13 protein-coding genes are annotated in these 13966 nt (G+C 58.9%); 8 read left to right on the top strand and 5 right to left on the bottom strand.

Annotated features, from left to right (window positions below; translation table 11 throughout):
* Positions 1-43 precede the first annotated feature (43 nt).
* The 3 genes from abgT to ACSIPU_RS02930 form a co-directional block, all read right to left on the bottom strand.
* Entirely contained in the window at positions 44-1570 is a 1527-nt protein-coding gene (abgT, locus tag ACSIPU_RS02940) for a p-aminobenzoyl-glutamate transporter (RefSeq protein ID WP_016810122.1), read from the bottom strand.
* Between the two features lie 112 nt (positions 1571-1682).
* Complete coding sequence (locus tag ACSIPU_RS02935; RefSeq protein WP_004102564.1) at positions 1683-3128, bottom strand: M20 family metallopeptidase; 1446 nt, start codon at positions 3126-3128, stop codon at positions 1683-1685.
* On the bottom strand, positions 3128-4438 hold the full coding sequence (locus ACSIPU_RS02930; protein WP_017145762.1) for a M20 family metallo-hydrolase: 1311 nt from the start codon (positions 4436-4438) through the stop codon (positions 3128-3130). Before ACSIPU_RS02930 ends, ACSIPU_RS02935 begins: the two co-directional genes overlap by 1 nt.
* Before the next feature lie 166 nt (positions 4439-4604).
* Between ACSIPU_RS02930 and ACSIPU_RS02925 the strand changes: the two genes are divergently transcribed.
* Positions 4605-5513 (top strand): LysR family transcriptional regulator, encoded by a 909-nt coding sequence (locus tag ACSIPU_RS02925; protein WP_196557525.1) that lies wholly within the window; start codon positions 4605-4607, stop codon positions 5511-5513.
* Positions 5514-5615: 102 nt separating this feature from the next.
* Entirely contained in the window at positions 5616-6179 is a 564-nt protein-coding gene (gene smrA / locus ACSIPU_RS02920) for a DNA endonuclease SmrA (RefSeq protein ID WP_024274261.1), read from the top strand.
* Here the strand turns inward: smrA and ACSIPU_RS02915 are convergent.
* Positions 6176-6982, bottom strand: a complete 807-nt coding sequence (locus tag ACSIPU_RS02915) for an IclR family transcriptional regulator domain-containing protein (protein WP_004102558.1) — start codon at positions 6980-6982, stop codon at positions 6176-6178. The two genes, smrA and ACSIPU_RS02915, sit on opposite strands and share 4 nt — an antisense overlap.
* Before the next feature lie 167 nt (positions 6983-7149).
* On the opposite strand from ACSIPU_RS02915, the gene ACSIPU_RS02910 reads away from it, so the two are divergent.
* Genes ACSIPU_RS02910 through pcaC form a run of 6 tightly spaced genes read left to right on the top strand, consistent with a single transcriptional unit; the run spans position 7150 to position 12211 of the window.
* Positions 7150-7836, top strand: a complete 687-nt coding sequence (locus tag ACSIPU_RS02910; protein WP_196557526.1) for a 3-oxoacid CoA-transferase subunit A — start codon at positions 7150-7152, stop codon at positions 7834-7836.
* Between the two features lie 10 nt (positions 7837-7846).
* Positions 7847-8503, top strand: coding sequence for a 3-oxoacid CoA-transferase subunit B (locus ACSIPU_RS02905; protein ID WP_004102554.1), 657 nt, complete (start codon positions 7847-7849; stop codon positions 8501-8503).
* A 10-nt stretch (positions 8504-8513) separates the two neighbouring features.
* Entirely contained in the window at positions 8514-9716 is a 1203-nt protein-coding gene (gene pcaF, locus ACSIPU_RS02900) for a 3-oxoadipyl-CoA thiolase (RefSeq protein WP_004102552.1), read from the top strand.
* 9 nt (positions 9717-9725) lie between these two features.
* Positions 9726-11078: a 3-carboxy-cis,cis-muconate cycloisomerase gene (locus ACSIPU_RS02895; protein ID WP_024274259.1), complete on the top strand. Its 1353-nt coding sequence runs from the start codon at positions 9726-9728 to the stop codon at positions 11076-11078.
* Positions 11068-11838, top strand: coding sequence for a 3-oxoadipate enol-lactonase (gene pcaD / locus ACSIPU_RS02890; RefSeq protein ID WP_004102547.1), 771 nt, complete (start codon positions 11068-11070; stop codon positions 11836-11838). The genes ACSIPU_RS02895 and pcaD overlap by 11 nt, the downstream gene beginning before the upstream one ends.
* Complete coding sequence (gene pcaC / locus ACSIPU_RS02885) at positions 11828-12211, top strand: 4-carboxymuconolactone decarboxylase (protein WP_004102546.1); 384 nt, start codon at positions 11828-11830, stop codon at positions 12209-12211. The genes pcaD and pcaC overlap by 11 nt, the downstream gene beginning before the upstream one ends.
* Before the next feature lie 83 nt (positions 12212-12294).
* Here the strand turns inward: pcaC and fumA are convergent, their stop codons facing one another.
* Positions 12295-13950: a class I fumarate hydratase FumA gene (fumA, locus tag ACSIPU_RS02880; RefSeq protein WP_435321572.1), complete on the bottom strand. Its 1656-nt coding sequence runs from the start codon at positions 13948-13950 to the stop codon at positions 12295-12297.
* Positions 13951-13966 lie beyond the last annotated feature (16 nt).

The following is a 13966-nucleotide window of genomic DNA, read 5'->3' as shown; positions in this document are numbered from 1 at the left end:
CCTGGCGCTAACGTTTGGCGGCCTTCCCTGGCCTTTGGCGACGTTAAGGCAACCGCGGATAAATACCCGGTCCGATAGGGAGTCCCGCGAGATACCAGACCACCAGCAACAGTAGCCAGACGACAAGGAAAATGAGTGGATAAGGCAAGACCAGCGAGTAGTAGGTTCCCAGTTTAGCCTCGGGCCGGTAGCGCTGTAAGAAGCCGAGAAATAGCGGCACAAACGGCGATACCGGCGCCAGCGGCAGCACCGATGAGTCGGCAATACGAAACAGAATCTGCGCGAAAGCCGGATGAAAGCCCAGCAGCATAAACATCGGCACGAAAATCGGCGCCAGAATCGACCAGATTGCCGAACCGCTGGCGATGAACATACACAAAAAGGCGGATAGCAGCGCCAGGCCGACGAACGCCGGCACGCCGCTCATTCCCGCGCTCTCCAGCAGGTCCGTTAAACCGACGGCCATAAATTTTCCCATATTGCTCCAGTTAAACATGGCGACGAACTGGGCCAGCGGGAAGACCATCACGATAAAACCTGCCATCTCTTTCATGGGTTCAATCATCAGCGGAGGCAGATCGGCCTGGCGGCGAATTTTGCCGGTGGCAATGCCGTAAGCCAGTGAGACGACGAAGAAGAAAAAGATGATGAGCGGGACGATCCCTTTTATAAATGGCGAAGGCATCACGGTATGCTTAACGGGGTCACGCAAAATACCGTTTTCCGGCACGACCATCAGCGCGATAACCGCCATGAATAACAGCGCGGCAATACCGGCCACGCGCAGGCCGAAGCGCTGTTCTGGCGTTAACGATTGCAGCGTTTCATCGCTTTTGCCTTGCCATTGACCTAAGCGCGGCTCGACCAGCTTATCGGTAATCAATCCACCGACCAGAGTGAGAACGATCACCGAAGTTGCCATAAAGTACCAGTTATCGATCACGCTGACGTGCAGCGAGGCGTCAAGGGTTTTGGCCGCTTCGGTACTGATTCCTGAGAGCAGAACATCGGTGGTGACGATGAGCAGGTTGGCCGTGAAGCCGCAGCCGACCCCGGCGATTGCCGCCAGCAGCCCGGCAACCGGGTGGCGGCCGACGGCGAGGAACATCAGGGCGCCTAACGGCGGCATAATCACCAGCGCGGCATCGGAAGAGATATGGCTAAAGAAGGCGATAAACAGCACCATATAGCTGGCGTAACGGGCGCTAACGTGTGATGACATTTTTGCCATCAGCGAAGGCAGCAGGCCCACTCGTTCAGCAAATCCAGCCCCCAGAACCAGAGCCAGAATGGCTCCCAGCGGCGCGAAACCGCTGAAGTTTTTAATCACGTTCGGCAAAAACCAATGTAATCCTTCAATGCTGAGCAGATTTTTCACCACCACTCGCGAGCCGTCGGTGGGGTTCTGGACGCTGACGTTCAGCGCCGACAGGATGGCGGTGGCGGCCATTAATACTACGATCAGATAGATAAACAGTAAAAACGGATGCGGGACCTTATTACCAATTTTTTCAACCCAGCCATAGAGCTTACCGGTGGGGGAAGGCGACGGTATGGATGACATACTCATGGGCGTTCCTCAGTTGTCGTTGTTGTGTTGTTTGTCTCTTAACCCCAGGGCGTGTCAGCAGTTGTTTTTTTTGCGCTTAACGCGTTGCTGTACTCCATCCGGAGGTCTTTTATTATTTTAAAATCGAAGGCTTAACGTCCTGCGGGATCGGACACCGGTAGGGCCTTTCGGCTAAAACCTGTGCCAGTTCCTGCTGACTGGTAGTCAGTAGCGACCTGTCGCTGAACAAACGAATGGCCGTTGCAGCCAGTATTTTCCCCGCCAGAAGCATTCCTTTGTGAGCGATGGAGGTTCTGCCCTGGCTCACCAGTTGCCAGGTATGCAGCGGCGTCCCGACGGCAAAGCAGGGGCTGAAGCATTGGGCTACGGGAGCTTTCCAGCTTACGTCGCCGACGTCGGTAGAGCCCGCAAGGATGTTATCGGTAGCCGCCCACGGCGCCACTTCATCGATAAGGATCGTCTCGCGGTGGCGGCGGGCGAATGCTTTCCCCTCGTCTCCGCTGGTATCGGCAATGTTTTTCAGGCTGTTATGAATATCGTTAGCGCTTAAGGTCGCGCGAATTTCGGCGGCGAAAGCGCGCTCTTCCTCGCTCCAGTGCGGCGTGCCGTAATGGCATACCGCCTGATACATCGCCGCTTCCAGGGTGCGGTTGGGGAGATAGCTGGAACAGGCTTTTTCGAAGCGACAGCTGACGCTGGTCTCGGTCATCAGCGCGGCGCCCTGGGCGATTTTTTCGATCCGGGCGAAGATTTGCTGTGCGTCGGCCATTTCCGGGGCGCGAATGAGATACAGCACTTCCGCCTGCGCCTGAACAACGTTAGGAGAGACGCCGCCGGTATCGGTGATGGCGTAGTGCACCCGCGCCTTTTCGATAATATGCTCGTTAAGGAAGTTGCTGCCGGTGGTCATCAGCGTCACGGCATCCAGCGCGCTGCGGCCAAGATGCGGAGAGTTTGCCGCGTGCGCCGCGGTGCCGGTAAACCGCCATGCCGCCTGAATGTTGGCAAGGGTACTGGTGCTGAACATCCCGGCCCAGGCTTCCGGGTGCCAGGTCAGGGCGGCGTCGATGTCATCGAATAACCCCTCGCGGACCATAAAGGTCTTCCCGGAACCGCCTTCCTCGCCGGGACATCCGTAGAAACGAAGCGTGCCGACGCCGCCTTGTTGCAGCAGCCAGTTCCTGGCGGCGACCGCCGCGGCGAAAGCCGCCGTACCAAGCAGGTTATGCCCGCACCCGTGGCCGTTTTCCCCCGGCGTTGGAGATGCGGGCGCTGCGCAGTAAGCCTGCTGGCTGAGCCCCGCCAGGGCGTCAAATTCGCCGAGCAGGGCAATTACCGGTTGGCCTTCACCAAAGCTGGCGATAAAGGCGTTGGGGATCCCGCCCGCATTGCGGGTCAATTGAAAACCTTCCGCTTCCAGCGCATCGGCCAAACGCGCGGCGGACCAGAACTCCTGAAAGCGGGTTTCCGGATGATCCCAGATATCATCGGCAATGGCGCAAAAATCGTTGCGCCGCCCCTCAATAATGTCATCGACAAATTGATAAACCTGTTCCATTACACACCTCGCTGCCAGGGAAAGTTCAGGGCGATGCGCGCTAACGTGGCGACGGCCTGGGTCATTACGCTTTCGTCGAAATCAAATTTTTCGTTGTGGTGGCCAGCGCTCAGTTCCGTGCCGAATATCATGTATGAGGCGAGACCGCCGCGCTCCTGGACCCGGGCCATCATCAGGGTGGCATCTTCGGAACCCGCCGGGGCAGCGATACGATCGACGGCCTGCTTAACGCCGGGGACCTGCGCTGTCTGTTGACGCAGATAGTCCACCCACGCCGGCGACGGGGCGCTGGAGGTGGCCGCGCCCATCAGGTGCAGCTGGTAGCTGGCTGCATACATCGTCGCCGCGCCGGCGATAGCCTGCTTAGCCCGCTCAAATACGTACTGGTTAATAGCGTCGGTTTCGCCCCGGGTTTCGACTTTTAATAGCGCGGAGGAGGGAACTACGTTACGCCCGGTACCGGCCTGCATGACGCCGACGTTAACCCTTGATGCCCCGGCGCTATGTGGCGCGATGGCATGCAGGGCTAGGGCGGCTTGAGCCGCAGCCAGCAGCGCATTACGTCCATCTTCAGGTTTACCGCCAGCGTGGGCGGCGACGCCGCTGAACTGCACATCGAATTTGGTGGTGGCCATAAAGTTATCGCCGCCGCAAACGACGGTGCCGGCAGGGACGCCGGTACCGATATGAATGGCGGTGAAGTAGTCCACGTCATCAAGTACGCCCGCCGCCACCATGGCGCGAGCGCCGCGGGTACCTTCTTCTGCCGGCTGGAAAATCAGCTTAATCGTCCCGTTGAGCTGCGCGGCATATTCCTTGAGCACGTGCGCCAGCCCCAGGCCGATTGCGGTATGACCGTCGTGGCCGCAGGCATGCATCATGCCTTCGTTGCAGGAGGCAAAACGATCGCGATGCGGACGATGATTATCGTCGTGCTGCTCGTTGAGATCGAGCGCATCCATATCGACGCGAAACGCCAAAGTCGGCCCGGGCCGCCCGGTGTCGAGCGTCGCTACCACCCCGGCGAAGCCGCCTTCAAACGCTGGTAGCCAGCGCTCCGGCGCACCCTGGGCGCGAGCGCGCTGGAACGCCTGCGCCAGCGTCTCTTCATCAGGCAGACCCATACGGCTATCGGCATCGATAACGTCGCGCCCCAGCGCCAGCTGATAACCCAGAGCGTCTAATATCTCCGCCACCTTGCTGGCGGTGCGGAACTCCAGCCAGCCGGATTCCGCATGCAGGTGAAAATCGCGACGCCATTCGATCATTTTTGGCGCCAGCTGGCGGATGAATTCATTAAGTTGCGGCATAACCTTTCCTGTCATAATCAAAAACTGTGATAGTGTTCACGAAGTGATAGCGTTTGCTTATCGCTATGCCCTTTCATGCATACTCACCCTTAACCTGCCACAGCATGATCGATTACAGTAGATGTCATTTTCTTCTGTCTGATAAACATTGGTTATCACTTGCGATATGTCATTTCAGATTAAATTTCATCAGATTCGCGCCTTTGTTGAGGTCGCGCGTGAAGGCAGTATTCGCGGCGCCAGTCGGGCGTTGGCGATTTCGCAGCCGGCGTTAACTAAAGCGATTAAAGAGCTGGAAGAAGGGCTCTCCGCACAGCTGTTTGTGCGCCGTAGCCAAGGGGTGGCGCTGACTGAAAACGGCGAAAGCTTTTATCAACATGCGAGCCTGATTCTGGAAGAGCTACGGGCGGCGCAGGATGAGTTGCTGCAGCGCCAGGGAGAAAAGGCCGGGCAGATTAATATCGGCCTTGGCGCCAGCGTAGCGCGATCGCTGATGCCTTCGGTCATTTGCCGTTTTCATCAGCAGCATCCGCTGGTGAAGGTGCGGATTATGGAAGGTCAGCTGCTGGCGATGATTAATGAACTGCGGCAGGGTGAGCTGGACTTCACTATCAATACTTACTATCCCGGTCCGTACGATCATGAATTCAGTTTTGAGAAGCTATTTGAGAAACCCTTTGCGGTATTCGCCCGCGCCGGTCACCCGGCGGCAAAAGCGACTTCACTCAAGGCGTTGCTCGAACATCACTGGACGATGCCGACGCCGCGTGGCAGCTATTTCAAACAGTTACAGGAAATGTTTAACCAGGCCGGACTGGTGCCGAAAGTGGATATCGTTTGCGAGACTTTCTCTTCGTGCATCAGTCTGGTGGTGAAAAGCGATTTTCTCAGCATTCTGCCGGTAGAACTGGGTAACGACCCGATGATGGCGGATAAGCTGGTGATGATCCCCATCTGCGAAGCATTACCCAAAGCCACCTACTATCTGATTCAGCGCCGCGATATGCGGCAAACGCCTTTGACGGCATCATTAATCACCCTGTTTCGTCGCCAAAGTCGTCAACTGTTTCCCTAATCGCCTCGGGCCTCCGATTTGCCAGCATAAATGGCTAAACGCGTTGAGGAGGCGTCGTGAGGCGGCTATAGTACCCTCCCGGTAGTAGCTGGAGGAACGCGCATGAACCTTGACGACAAATCCCTATTTCTTGGCGCCATGGAGGACGTTCAGCCTCTGAAACGCAACAACGATGTTCACTGGCATCCCGAGCGGAAAACCCGCGCCGTACAGCGGGTTGACACCCTGCAGCTGGATAACTTTTTGACCACCGGTTATCTCGATATCGTGCCGCTGGCCACCGCGCTGGAGTTTAAACGCGAAGGGCTGCAAAGCGGCGTGCTGGAGAAGCTCCGGCGCGGCAAATATGGCCAGCAGGCGAGCCTTAATCTGCTGCGTCAGCCGGTGGAAAAGTGCCGACAGATGTTATTTGCTTTTGTGGTTCAGGCGCAAAAAGAGGGGCTGCGGAATCTGCTGATCGTTCATGGCAAAGGGCGCGACGACAACGCGCACGCCAATATTATCCGTAGCTACCTGTCGCGCTGGCTGGTGGAGCTACCGGAAGTCCAGGCGTTCTGCGCGGCGCTACCGCACCACGGCGGCAGCGGCGCCTGCTACGTGGCGCTACGAAAATCGCCCGAGGCTAAGCTGGAGAACCGGGAGCGCCACGCCAAGCGCAGCCGCTAGCGCATCAGCAGCGTTAATTCCCGGGCTGCCTTCTGGAGCTCGGGTAATACGCGTTCGAGCATCTCCTGGGCGGAAACCTGTCCGGCGTGCACCCCGACGTTCAGCGCCGCCTGAATCTGGCCCTGGGGATTAAACAGCGGTACCGCCAGCGAGCGCAGCCCCATCTCCAGCTCCTGATCGTTGAGCGCATAACCCTGCTGACGTACGCGTTTGAGCTCAGCGCGCAGCCTGGCGACCGAATCAACGGTTTGCGGGGTGTAGCGAATCATCGTAACCCGACCCAGCATATCGTTCAGCTTCTCTTCCGGCTGATAGCTCAGGAGCACGCGCCCCATTGACGTTGCCCATGCCGGCAGGCGGCTGCCGATGTCCAGGTCGATGGTCATAATTCGCGAGCTGGAGGCGCGGGCGATATAAAGAATATCGTCGCCGTCGAGGGTGGCGATAGAGCAGGATTCATTGAGCATTTCGCTTAAATGCTTGAGTACCGGCTGCGCCGAGCGCGCGAGCGGCGTGGAGGCCAGCCAGGCGTGGCCCAGCGCCAGAATTTTCGGCCGCAGCTGGAAATTTTTACCATCTTCGGCGTACACAAACCCCAGCTTGCTTAGCGTATACAGACAGCGACGTACCGCCGCGCGCGGAATGCCGGTTTTTTGACTGATTTGCGAAATAGAGAGCAGCGGGCGCTGCGGAGTGAACGCCTGGATCACTTCCAGCCCGCGCGCCAGCGAGGCCATGAAGTTGGGATCGCCCTTAAACGGCTCGCTATCGCCGGTCAATAAATCGTCTGGATGTTTCTCCATTTTCCTCTCCCAATTTGCCGTCGATCACATTCTTTCGCTAAACATACACGATGTTCGATTATCGCACCATATTTCGATTATCGCCCTTGACCAGCATCGTTAAGCGGGTCACATTTTGTGCGAACAACGAATAAAAGTGCGATTACCGCACATACGGGAGCGACCTGATGATTGATAAAAGCGTGTCGACGCTAAGTGATGCCATCGCCGGGATCCACGACGGGGCGACGATTATGATTGGCGGTTTTGGCCCCGCCGGCCAGCCAACGTACCTGATAGATGCCTTGATAGAACAGGGGGCCCGCGATTTAACCATTATCAACAACAATGCGGGCAATGGCGAAGTGGGACTGGCGGCGCTGCTGAAAGCCGGGCGGGTGCGCAAAATGATCTGCTCGTTCCCTCGGCAGGTTGACTCGCAGATTTTCGATGACCTCTATCGCCGCGGCAAAGTCGAGCTGGAGCTGGTACCGCAGGGGAACCTCGCGGCGCGTATTCAGGCGGCAGGGGCGGGCCTCGGCGCGGTTTTCACTCCAACCGGCTACGGTACACCGCTGGCGGAAGGGAAAGAGACTCGCGAGATAGAGGGGCGTCACTATGTGCTCGAATATCCTATCAAGGCCGACTTTGCGTTGATCAAAGCCCATCAAGGCGATCGCTGGGGAAACCTGGTATACCGCAAGGCGGCGCGCAACTTCGGCCCGATTATGGCGACCGCCGCGAAAACCACTATCGTGGAAGTCTCGCAGCTGGTGCCCCTCGGTAGCCTTGACCCGGAGAGCATCATTACCCCGGGCATTTTTGTTCAGCGCGTCTTCTCCCTGGAAAACCTGATTGCCGCTAAAAGCGCCTGAGGACCCCGTTATGCAAAAACTGACTCGCGATGAGATGGCCCAGCGCGTGGCTCGCGATATACCTGAAGGCGCTTATGTCAATCTGGGGATCGGCTTGCCTACCCGCATTGCTAACTATCTTCCCGCTGATAAAGAAATCTTTCTGCACAGCGAAAATGGCCTGCTGGGGATGGGGCCGAAACCGCTACCGGGGGAAGAGGACCCGGAGCTGATTAACGCCGGAAAAGAGTATGTGACTTTGCTTGAGGGGGGCTGCTATTTCCATCACGGCGACTCCTTCGCCATGATGCGCGGCGGTCATCTCGATATCTGCGTACTCGGCGCTTACCAGGTCTCCGCCAGCGGCGATCTGGCGAACTGGAGTACCGGCGCGCCCGACGCGATACCTGCCGTTGGCGGGGCGATGGATCTGGCCATTGGCGCTCGTCAGGTCTTCGTGATGATGGATCATCTGACCCGCGACGGTGAATGCAAGCTGGTAGAGCACTGCACCTATCCGCTGACCGGCGTCGGCTGCGTAAGCCGCATCTATACCGATCTGGCGGTCATCGATATCAGCGAAAGCGGCCCGGTGGTACGGGAAATCTTTAACGGCCTCTCTTTTGAGGAACTGCAGCGCATCACTCCGGTGACGCTGACTTTTGCACAACTGGCGGAAAGCGCGTAAGGAACCTATGATGAATCAGGCATTTATCTGTGATGCGGTGCGTACGCCGTTTGGTCGCTTTGGCGGTACTCTTGCCACCGTACGCGCCGACGATCTGGCGGCACTGCCGCTCAAGGCGCTGCTGGAGCGCAACCCGGGCCTCGATCCGGCGCGCATTGATGATGTGATTTATGGCTGCGCTAACCAGGCGGGTGAAGATAACCGCAACGTCGCGCGGATGGCGCTGCTGCTGGCTGGCTTGCCGGAAAGCGTGCCGGGCAGTACCGTCAATCGCCTGTGCGGTTCCAGCCTCGATGCGATCGGCATCGCAGCGCGCGCGATTAAAAGCGGCGAAACTCAGCTGATGGTCGCCGGCGGCGTGGAGAGCATGTCGCGGGCGCCGTTTGTGATGGGCAAGGCCGAAAGCGCCTTTAGCCGCACGATGCAGATGGAAGATACCACCATCGGCTGGCGCTTTATCAACCCGCAGATGAAAGCGCTGTACGGCGTGGATTCGATGCCGGAAACGGCGGAAAACGTGGCCGGTGATTTCGCCATTTCTCGTGCCGATCAGGATGCGTTTGCGCTGCGCAGCCAGCTGCGCACGGCGGCGGCGCAGGAAGCGGGGCGATTTGCCGACGAGCTGATCGCCGTCTCGGTGCCGCAGCGTAAGGGTGAACCGCTACTCTTTAGCCGCGACGAGCACCCGCGCAGCACCACGGCGGAGGCGCTGGCCAGGCTGCGCGGCGTGGTGCGCGCCGACGGTACGGTGACGGCAGGCAACGCCTCCGGAGTTAACGACGGCGCCTGTGCGCTGCTGTTAGCCAGCGAGCAGGCGCTGACCGCCAATGATTTACAGCCGCTGGCGCGCGTAGTGGGCGTCGCGACGGCAGGCGTTGCGCCGCGAATTATGGGATTTGGTCCGGCGCCGGCGGTGCGTAAAGTGCTGGCGCAAACCGGGTTAACGCTTGGGCAGATGGACGTCATTGAACTGAATGAAGCCTTTGCCGCTCAGGCGCTGGCGGTCACGCGCGATCTGGGTTTGCCCGACGATGCGGCGCACGTCAATCCTAACGGCGGCGCGATTGCCCTCGGTCATCCGCTGGGCGCCTCCGGCGGTCGTCTGGCAATGACCGCAGCGTATCAACTGCGTCGTACCGGCGGGCGCTATGCGCTATGCACTATGTGTATCGGCGTTGGTCAGGGGATCGCGCTGATAATTGAACGCGTTTAAGGAGCCATAATGAGTTTGTTGACCCCGATGCTGCGTACCAGCCCGCTGACAGACTGGTTCAGCGATGTACAGCGGGTGCAGGGGATGCTGGACTTTGAGGCCGCTCTGGTTCGCGCCGAGGTCGAATGCGGCCTCGTGCCGCAGACGGCGCTCAATCCCATCATCGAGAGCTGCCGGCACGAAAAAATCGACTTTTCCGCGCTGGGGCAGGCCGCCGCCAGCGCCGGGAATCTGGCGATCCCGCTGGTCAAACAGCTGACCGCTCGGGTCAAAGAGCGGAATGAGGCGGCAGCGCGCTACGTACACTGGGGGGCCACCAGCCAGGATGCTATCGATACCGGTTTTATTCTACAGCTGCGCGGCGCGCTGGCGGAAACGGAATCTCTGTTACAGCGTCTGCTCGACGCCTTAGCTCGTCAGGCGGAGCGCCATCAGGATACGGTGATGCCTGGCCGTACATGGATGCAGCATGCGCTGCCGGTCACTTTCGGCCTCAAGCTTGCCGGGACGCTGGATGCGCTGCTGCGCTGGCAGGTGCGTCTGCGAGAGATGCGGGCAAGGGTGCTGGCGCTGCAGTTTGGCGGCGCAGCGGGCACCCTGGATTCCCTAAAAACGCAGGCGCCGCCGATCGCCGTCGCGCTGGCGAAAGCGCTCGACCTGCAGCTTCCGGACGCGCCCTGGCACAGCCAGCGCGACCGGCTGCTGGAAGTCGGGGCATGGTACGCAGGCGTCTGCGGTACGCTGGGTAAATTCGCGAATGATTTTTCTCTACTGATGCAAACCGAAGTGGCAGAGGTGGGTGAACCGGTTGCCGAAGGGCGCGGCGGTTCGTCAACCATGCCGCACAAACGTAACCCGATCTCCTGCGCCGCTATTTTGACCGCCGCTCAGCGAACGCCGGGCCTGGTGGCGACGCTGTATGCTGGCCAGATCCAGCAGCATGAGCGGGCGTTGGGCGGCTGGCAGGCGGAATGGGAAACGCTGCCGGAGCTCATCACCCTCGTCGGCGGCGCGCTGGCGCAGAGCGAGGCGCTGGTCAGCGACATGCAGGTCTTCGCGCACAAGATGCGCGCCGACCTTGAGATGACCCACGGCCTGATTATGGCTGAGGCCGTTACCCTGGCGCTGGCGGAATTTATCGGTAAAGCCGAGGCCCATCACCGGGTTGAAGCGCTGTGTCGTCAGGCGCTGGATACGTCTCGCTCATTGCTGAGCGTGCTGGAAAACGATCCGCTGGTCAGCGAGCATCTTTCCGCCAGCCGCTTAACCCAACTGCTGGACCCGGCAACGGCGACCGGCAGCTCAGCACTCTTCGTGCGCCAGGTTGTGGCGCGATATAAGGAGCAACGTCTTGAATGTTGATTATCAGATTGACGGGCCGCAAGACGCGCCGGTCATCGTTCTCTCTAACTCGCTGGGCACCACCCGGGCGATGTGGCAGCCGCAGATCGAGGCGTTGACGCAGCATTTTCGCGTGCTGCGCTACGATACCCACGGTCATGGCGCCACGCGTAAAAATGGTAAAGTGACGCTGGCGCAGCTCGGCGAAGATGTGGTTGCGCTGCTCGATCATCTTAATATTGCCAAAGCCTGGTTTTGCGGAATTTCCATGGGCGGTCTGACCGGTCTGTGGCTGGGACGCTTTGCTCCGGAACGTTTTTACGGGCTGGTCGTCGCCAACACCGCCGCGCGTATTGGTGACCAGGCAAGCTGGCTGTCGCGCGCCCGCGCGGTGCGTCAGGAAGGTATGGAAGTGGTGGCCGCAGGCGCGGCGGATCGCTGGTTTACCCACGCGTTTCGTCAGAAGACGCCGGAAGTGGTGGCAGCGCTCTGTCACCAGTTGACCCATATCGATGCGGAAGGCTATGCGGTCTGCTGTGAAGCGCTGGCCGCCGCCGATCTGCGCGCTGAGGTCGGGCAGATTGCCGTTCCGGTGCTGATCGTTGCCGGTGAAAGTGACCCTGTCACTACAGTGGCCGATGCGAACTTTCTGCATCAGCAGATCGCGACCTCTGAGGTAGTGGTGCTGGCGGCATCGCATTTATCGAATATCGAAGCGCCGCGGGCGTTCAGCTCGGCGCTGCTGGGCTTTATTGAGGGGGAACAACAGCATGGACGATAAACAGCGTTATCAGCAGGGAATGACAGTTCGTCGCAAGGTGCTTGGCGATACGCATGTCGATAAGACGCTGCAAAAGCTGACGCCGCTGAATGAAGAGTTCCAGGACTTCATTACCCGCTACGCCTGGGGAGAAACCTGGACCCGACCGGGGCTCGATCACCATACCCGCAGTATGATTACCATCGCCATGCTGATTGCCCTGAATCGCGAGGCTGAGCTGAAAATGCATCTGCGGGCGGCGTTTAATAACGGTGTTACCCGCGATGAGTTAAAAGAGTTAATTATGCACTCCGCGCTTTACTGCGGCCTGCCCGCAGCCAACGCGACGATGCATCTGGCGCAGCAGGTGTTTGATGAGATGAATGCTGTTTAGCCGCCACCCGGCAGGTTTGTCGCTCATCTCAGGCCGTCACGCGACGGCCTTCGACAGTGACCCGCCGCCAGGGGCGGGTAATATCACCCTCTTTGCTGTGAACAGCCCGCGCACTGCTTATTCTGGATCTGCTGGAAGAAATCGTTGCCTTTGTCATCCACCAGAATAAATGCCGGGAAGTTTTCCACTTCGATTTTCCAGATGGCTTCCATACCCAGTTCCGGCCAGGCCACGCACTCCAGGCTCTTAATACTCTGCTGCGCCAGTACCGCAGCCGGGCCGCCGATGCTGCCGAGGTAAAAACCGCCGTGCTTGCGGCAGGCGTCGGTCACCTGCTGGCTGCGGTTGCCTTTGGCCAGCATGACCATGCTTGCGCCGTGGGATTGCAGCAGATCAACGTAGGAATCCATACGGCCAGCGGTAGTCGGGCCAACGGAGCCTGACGCATAGCCTTCCGGAGTTTTCGCCGGGCCCGCGTAGTAAATCGGATGATCCTTGACGTACTGCGGCAATTCTTCACCGTTATCGATAAGCTCTTTCAGCTTCGCGTGGGCGATATCGCGGGCCACGATAATGGTGCCGTTGAGCGTCAGGCGCGTTGAAACCGGGTGGGCGGAAAGCTGGGCCAGAATTTCGCTCATCGGCTGATTAAGGTTAATGCTGACGACCCTGCCTTCACCCTGCTGGCGCAGGTGTTCAGGAATATACTGGCCCGGATTGCTCTCCAGTTTCTCAATCCAGATACCGTGGCGGTTGATTTTGGCTTTGATATTGCGATCCGCTGAACAGGAGACGCCCATGCCCACCGGGCACGACGCGCCGTGGCGCGGCAGGCGGATGACGCGAATATCGTGAGCGAAATATTTACCGCCGAACTGCGCACCGAGGCCGAGGTTTTGAGCTGCGAGCTGCAGCTCATTTTCCAGCTGAATATCGCGGAAGGCCTGGCCGTGCTCGTTGCCTTCGGTCGGCAGGCCGTCGTAATACTTCGTTGAGGCCAGCTTAACGGTTTTCAGCGTGGCCTCTGCCGAGGTGCCGCCAATCACAAAGGCAATATGGTACGGTGGACAGGCGGCCGTGCCGAGCGTGCGCATTTTCTCGACGAGATAGTTTTTCAGCTTCGCTGGGGTGATTAACGCCTTGGTTTCCTGATACAGATAGGTTTTGTTGGCCGAGCCGCCGCCTTTGGCCATACAGAGGAATTTATATTCGTCGCCGTCAACGCTATAGAGATCAATCTGCGCCGGAAGATTGGTGCCGGTGTTGACCTCTTTATACATATCCAGCGCGGCGTTCTGCGAATAGCGCAGGTTGTCTTCGGTATAGGTGTTATAGACGCCGCGGGTGAGGGCCGCCTCATCGCCGCCGCCGGTCCATACGCGCTGGCCTTTCTTGCCCATAATAATCGCCGTACCGGTATCCTGGCAGGTGGGCAGCACGCCTTTCGCCGCGATTTCAGAATTGCGCAGAAACTGCAGCGCCACGTATTTATCGTTGTCGCTGGCTTCAGGGTCGAGAAGGATTTGCGCGACCTGTTTCTGATGATCCACCCGCAGCATAAATGCCGCATCGTGGAAGGCCTGCTGCGCCAGCAGAGTGAGGGCCTGAGGATCGATTTTGAGGATCTCCTGGCCTTCGAACTCGGTCACGGAAACGTGATCCTTGCTCAGCAGATAGTATTCAGTCTTATCTTGCGCTAACGGAAAGGTTTCCTGATAGACAAAAGGTTTAGTCGACATTGCTTTGCTCCCTAAG

This window comes from Klebsiella sp. HN106 (genome assembly GCF_051209435.1).
In the GTDB taxonomy this organism is placed as follows: Bacteria; Pseudomonadota; Gammaproteobacteria; order Enterobacterales; family Enterobacteriaceae; genus Klebsiella; species Klebsiella oxytoca.
This window is presented reverse-complemented; position numbering and strand designations above follow the sequence as displayed.

What these genes read in the sequence shown, in the direction of transcription:
- abgT (WP_016810122.1), bottom strand. Translation starts at nt 1,570, where the DNA reads ATGAGTATGTCATCCATACCGTCGCCTTCCCCCACCGGTAAGCTCTAT.
- ACSIPU_RS02935 (WP_004102564.1), bottom strand. Translation starts at nt 3,128, where the DNA reads ATGGAACAGGTTTATCAATTTGTCGATGACATTATTGAGGGGCGGCGC.
- ACSIPU_RS02930 (WP_017145762.1), bottom strand. Translation starts at nt 4,438, where the DNA reads ATGCCGCAACTTAATGAATTCATCCGCCAGCTGGCGCCAAAAATGATC.
- ACSIPU_RS02925 (WP_196557525.1), top strand. Translation starts at nt 4,605, where the DNA reads ATGTCATTTCAGATTAAATTTCATCAGATTCGCGCCTTTGTTGAGGTC.
- smrA (WP_024274261.1), top strand. Translation starts at nt 5,616, where the DNA reads ATGAACCTTGACGACAAATCCCTATTTCTTGGCGCCATGGAGGACGTT.
- ACSIPU_RS02915 (WP_004102558.1), bottom strand. Translation starts at nt 6,982, where the DNA reads ATGGAGAAACATCCAGACGATTTATTGACCGGCGATAGCGAGCCGTTT.
- ACSIPU_RS02910 (WP_196557526.1), top strand. Translation starts at nt 7,150, where the DNA reads ATGATTGATAAAAGCGTGTCGACGCTAAGTGATGCCATCGCCGGGATC.
- ACSIPU_RS02905 (WP_004102554.1), top strand. Translation starts at nt 7,847, where the DNA reads ATGCAAAAACTGACTCGCGATGAGATGGCCCAGCGCGTGGCTCGCGAT.
- pcaF (WP_004102552.1), top strand. Translation starts at nt 8,514, where the DNA reads ATGAATCAGGCATTTATCTGTGATGCGGTGCGTACGCCGTTTGGTCGC.
- ACSIPU_RS02895 (WP_024274259.1), top strand. Translation starts at nt 9,726, where the DNA reads ATGAGTTTGTTGACCCCGATGCTGCGTACCAGCCCGCTGACAGACTGG.
- pcaC (WP_004102546.1), top strand. Translation starts at nt 11,828, where the DNA reads ATGGACGATAAACAGCGTTATCAGCAGGGAATGACAGTTCGTCGCAAG.
- fumA (WP_435321572.1), bottom strand. Translation starts at nt 13,950, where the DNA reads ATGTCGACTAAACCTTTTGTCTATCAGGAAACCTTTCCGTTAGCGCAA.